This is a genomic window from Mesorhizobium sanjuanii (assembly GCF_002529485.1).
Taxonomy (GTDB): domain Bacteria; phylum Pseudomonadota; class Alphaproteobacteria; order Rhizobiales; family Rhizobiaceae; genus Mesorhizobium; species Mesorhizobium sanjuanii.
Window position 1 is genome coordinate 1 of sequence record NZ_NWQG01000234.1, and the last position, 3,934, is coordinate 3,934.

Below are 3,934 nucleotides of genomic sequence, written 5' to 3' on the forward strand. Positions count from 1 at the left end.
AAATGGCCCGCCAGTGCCGATAGAAATCGCCGAGGACAGCGGCTTCAGGATCGCCACCTTGGCATCGAGCCGCGACCGCCCGAGCAGGATCGCCTCGATGGCTTCGGGAATGCCGTGACCCCTGATCTTCTCGCTGCCGAAACGCGCCATCACACCGATGATCAGCGCGCCGACCACCGGCACGATCACCGAGGCATAACCAAGCGGCGTATCCTCCAGCTTCAACTCGGTGAGCGTGAACTGGCCGAAATAGGCAATATTGGTGGCGAGCGGGATCAGCTTCAGCAGCGCAATGCCGGCAACCAGGCCGGCCGTCGCCACCACCACCGCGATGGCGGCAATCAGCAGCACCCGCGCATCCGTGGTGAAGTCGCGGAGATCACCGTTTCCGGCGTGAGTGGATTTCATTTGGGAGCCCGGCTTTCTGGCGGCGCACGCGCCGTCGGTTGTCGGGCGACCTCATATCGTAGTACGATATAAATATTCAAGACCGTTTTCGGCCGCTGCTCCGCGTCATTTTGGACGAGGCCACGCCGTTGAGCTTTTCCGGGAAAAGACCATAAGTCGGGGAATGACCGCTTCGCAGAAACCACGCCCCGCCATCAGCCCGGCCGACTACCAGCGGCTGTCCGAATTCCGCTATCTGATCCGGCGCTTTCTGGAATTCAGCCAGGTCCAGGCGCACGATGCCGGCCTCACCCCGCGCCAGCACCAGGCGCTGCTTGCGATCAAGGGTTTTCCTGGCGGCGGGCCGGTGACGGTCGGCGATCTGGCCGAGCGCCTGCGCATCCGCCACCACAGCGCCGTCGAACTGGTCAACCGTCTTTGCGAAGCCGGGCTTCTCACCAGGGACCAGGACAAGGACGACCACCGCCGCGTCCTGTTGCAATTGACCGAACGCGCCGAAGATCGGCTTGCCGAACTGTCGGCGGCGCATCTCGACGAGCTTTCCCGAATCGAGCCCATGCTGCGCCGCCTGCTCGTTCGGGACCCCGGGTGACACGTCAGGGCTAGGCGCTTGGTGATCTATATTTTCACAGCACTTGTCCGTTGGCCTCTTCGCAACATCTCAGCGATGAAGGCCTCAAGGGGCGCGCTGGACATCTAGAGGAAGGGCAGAGATGAAACGTCATCTGATACGCTACAAGACGAAACCAGAAAGAGCCGATGAGAACGAGCGGTTGATCAAGGCCGTTTTCCAGGAGTTGCAGGACAAATCTCCGGATGGCGTTCGCTATCTGACCTTGCGGTCCGGTGACGGGACATTCGTCCATTTGGTCGAGACCGAAACCGATGCGCATGCCGATATCATCACCGGGCTGGCCGCATTCGAGGCATTTCAAAACGGCATCAGGGATCGCTGCAGCGAACGCCCGCAACGTGACGAGATGACCGTGGTGGGCAGCTATCGGGTGCTGGATAAGTAGTCGAGGCTTACGGTGAACTACGGGAAGGCGTCCGCCCTACCGCCCTATTGCAACGACTTCAGCAAATTTTCGATCGAAGACGGCTTAAGCTGCGGTTTCGGCGTGGCGTCAGTCGGCGGCGGATTGTCATTGGCCGGCGGTTGCGGTGTGCGCTCCAGCCTCAGTGCCTCTGCCGCGGCCTTGCGTTCGGCCTCGAGCTTGGCTTTTTCCTCGGAGGCGATCCGCATCGCCTCCTCCGCTTTCTGGCGCTCTTCCTCGGCCTGCGCCTTGGCCGCCTCGTCGGCGGCCTTCTGCTCGGCTTCGGCTGCGGCCTTGGCCCTCGCCCGCGCCTCCTCTTCTGCCTGTTGCTCCGCCTTTGCCTTTGCCTCGGCATCCGCCTTGGCTTTGGCTTCGGCGTCCGCCTTCGCCTTGGCTTCCGCCTCCTCCGCAGCTTGTTGCTCGGCCCTTGCCTTCGCTTCGGCGTCCGCCTTGGCCTTGGCTTCCGCTTCGGCCTGGGCCTGGGCTTCAGCCTTCGCCTTGGCATCCGCCTCGGCTTGCAGCCGCGCCGCTTCTTCCTGCCTGCGCAATTCCTCGGCCGCCCTGTCGCGCTCGCTCTGCAGGGCCGCGTAATAGCGCACCTCGCGCCGCAGCCGCTGTTTCTCAAGCAGTGCCGCCTGCATGGCCTCGACCCGCTGCTGCTCCTTTTCCAGCGCACGCTGGGTCAGGAACTGCGCCAGCGGCTCGCTGTCGAATTGCCGTTTCGGCGCGTCGAACGGCCCGTCGACGCTGAAATTCAGGGTCGGTTCGGAACCAACCAGTGCCTCGTCGCCCGGCCGATAGGCGATCGAGCCGGTGGCGGCAACCGTGCTGGTGTTCAGGTCCGCGGTGATGTCGGCGGACAAACTCGCCGCCGGATTGCCGAAATTGACCGGCGGCGCCCTCAGCGTGCCGTTGGCAACAGTGAAGGCGATGTCCGTATTTCCAGCCGGAAAACTGCCGTCCGCGGCAATCTGTGGCGCGAAGCCGGCGGTCTTGGCCGCATCGATGTCGCGCCCGATCGCATCGGCCTTGGCAATGAAGGCGCCAAAGGCATCCGGATTGACGCCGGCAATGATCAAGCCCTTCAGCGCCGCGGTCCCCGAGCCGGACAGCGCCGCAATCATCGCATCGACCGATTTGCCGCTGGTCGAAAGCGCCGCAGAGAAATCGCCGTTTCCGCTGATGCCGGCCTCCGACATCACGGTGGACAGGTCGGTGCCGGCAAGCTTCATCTGGCCGGAGAACAGCCCGGTGCCCTCGGTGTTCTTCAGTTCGAACAGTCCGGTAAGCGTGCCGCCGAAGAGCTTTGCCTTGAGGTCCGACACCCGGATGCCTTCCTGGTCGAGCTTCAATGACAGCGTCGCGTCATAGGCCGTGGCCAGCGGACCGGCGGCCAGCGCCGCCGTGGTCAGATCGAGTTCCGCGGTGAACGGCAGGCTGGATTTCTGGCTGAACGGAGCGGTCGGCCAGGTTCCGTTTGTGTCGAGAAAGGCCTGGTCGCCGAACAGCATCACCGCCATCGGATCGAGATCCAGTTCATCGAGCGCCAGCGCACCGGCAAGATGCGGCAACCCATCCTTGGTATCGACATTGACGTCGCCGGAAACCGCCGCCTCGTTGACGGTGCCGTTGAGACCGCTCAACACCAGGAGGCCGTTGCCGTAATCGGCATCGGCCGCAAGCGAGGTCGACATGCCTGCCCCCATGCCCGGCATGCCGACGCCGGTCGTCATCAGCCAAGGCTCGATGTCGGTGGCCTCGAGACTGACCTTGCCCTTGGCGGTGGGGCCTTGCGGCGTCTCGGCGACCGTCCCGTCGAAACCGGCCTTGAAGTCGTTGCCGGCGAGGCTGAAACTCGTCGCCATGCCGCCGCCAAACGTGCCCTTCGCCGAGACATCGGTTGTCGCCTCGCCGAGCATGCCGAGCGGCAGCGCAGGCAGGCCGTAAAGCGCCAGAAGCGCTGTCGCGTCGGGATTCCTGGCATTGAAGGTCAGCGTTACCGGCGCCTCGAGCAGCCGGTCTACCGCGCCCTTGCCGGACAGCGATGCCGAAAAGGCCGAGCCGCCGGCCTTGCCTTGTGCGCTGACCGCCAGCCCCGTCGTGCCGTCGCCATTGTCGGCAGCGCTCGATACCAGATCGACGCGCGCATCCTGGAACAGCTCGGGATAGGCCGCTGCGCGGGTCTTCAGCCCCGCCAGTATGGCATTGTCCGGATAGTGCTGCGCCGCCACGTCGATCAGCGGCTTGAGGTCGACGGCAACCACCGATGCGTCAAGCTTGCCGGTCGGGCTTTGCGGAAAATCCTTGACCCGGCCAGTGGCGCTGATCGAGGCGCCGGCAAGTCCACCGACTGAAAGCCGGTCGATTTCGAGCAGCCCGTCGCGCAGCCTCAAGGCGGTATCGACCGTATCGGCGGTCAGCCCGCCGGCGCTGACCGGCCCCGCCTTGATCTGGAAATCGAGGTCGCGATCGGAAAACCGGTTGGCGCC

3 protein-coding genes and 1 pseudogene are annotated in these 3,934 nt (G+C 64.4%); 2 read left to right on the plus strand and 2 right to left on the minus strand.

From position 1 onward, the window contains the following. The coding region (locus CN311_RS28400) for a chloride channel protein (RefSeq protein WP_208866591.1) at positions 1–408 on the minus strand (408 nt) is incomplete at its 3' end. A gap of 163 nt (positions 409–571) precedes the next feature. Between CN311_RS28400 and CN311_RS28405 the strand changes: the two genes are divergently transcribed. Both CN311_RS28405 and CN311_RS28410 read left to right on the plus strand, forming a co-directional pair. After that, complete coding sequence (locus CN311_RS28405) at positions 572–1,000, plus strand: MarR family winged helix-turn-helix transcriptional regulator (protein ID WP_097576942.1); 429 nt, start codon at positions 572–574, stop codon at positions 998–1,000. Between the two features lie 121 nt (positions 1,001–1,121). Then, complete coding sequence (locus tag CN311_RS28410) at positions 1,122–1,427, plus strand: hypothetical protein (RefSeq protein ID WP_097576943.1); 306 nt, start codon at positions 1,122–1,124, stop codon at positions 1,425–1,427. Positions 1,428–1,471: 44 nt separating this feature from the next. Here the strand turns inward: CN311_RS28410 and CN311_RS28415 are convergent. Further along, positions 1,472–3,934, minus strand: a pseudogene (locus CN311_RS28415) (AsmA-like C-terminal region-containing protein); the annotation flags it as partial.

Bases quoted from the DNA above. Each gene is read 5' to 3' on its own strand.
- CN311_RS28405 (WP_097576942.1), top strand. From the start codon at position 572: ATGACCGCTTCGCAGAAACCACGCCCCGCCATCAGCCCGGCCGACTAC.
- CN311_RS28410 (WP_097576943.1), top strand. From the start codon at position 1,122: ATGAAACGTCATCTGATACGCTACAAGACGAAACCAGAAAGAGCCGAT.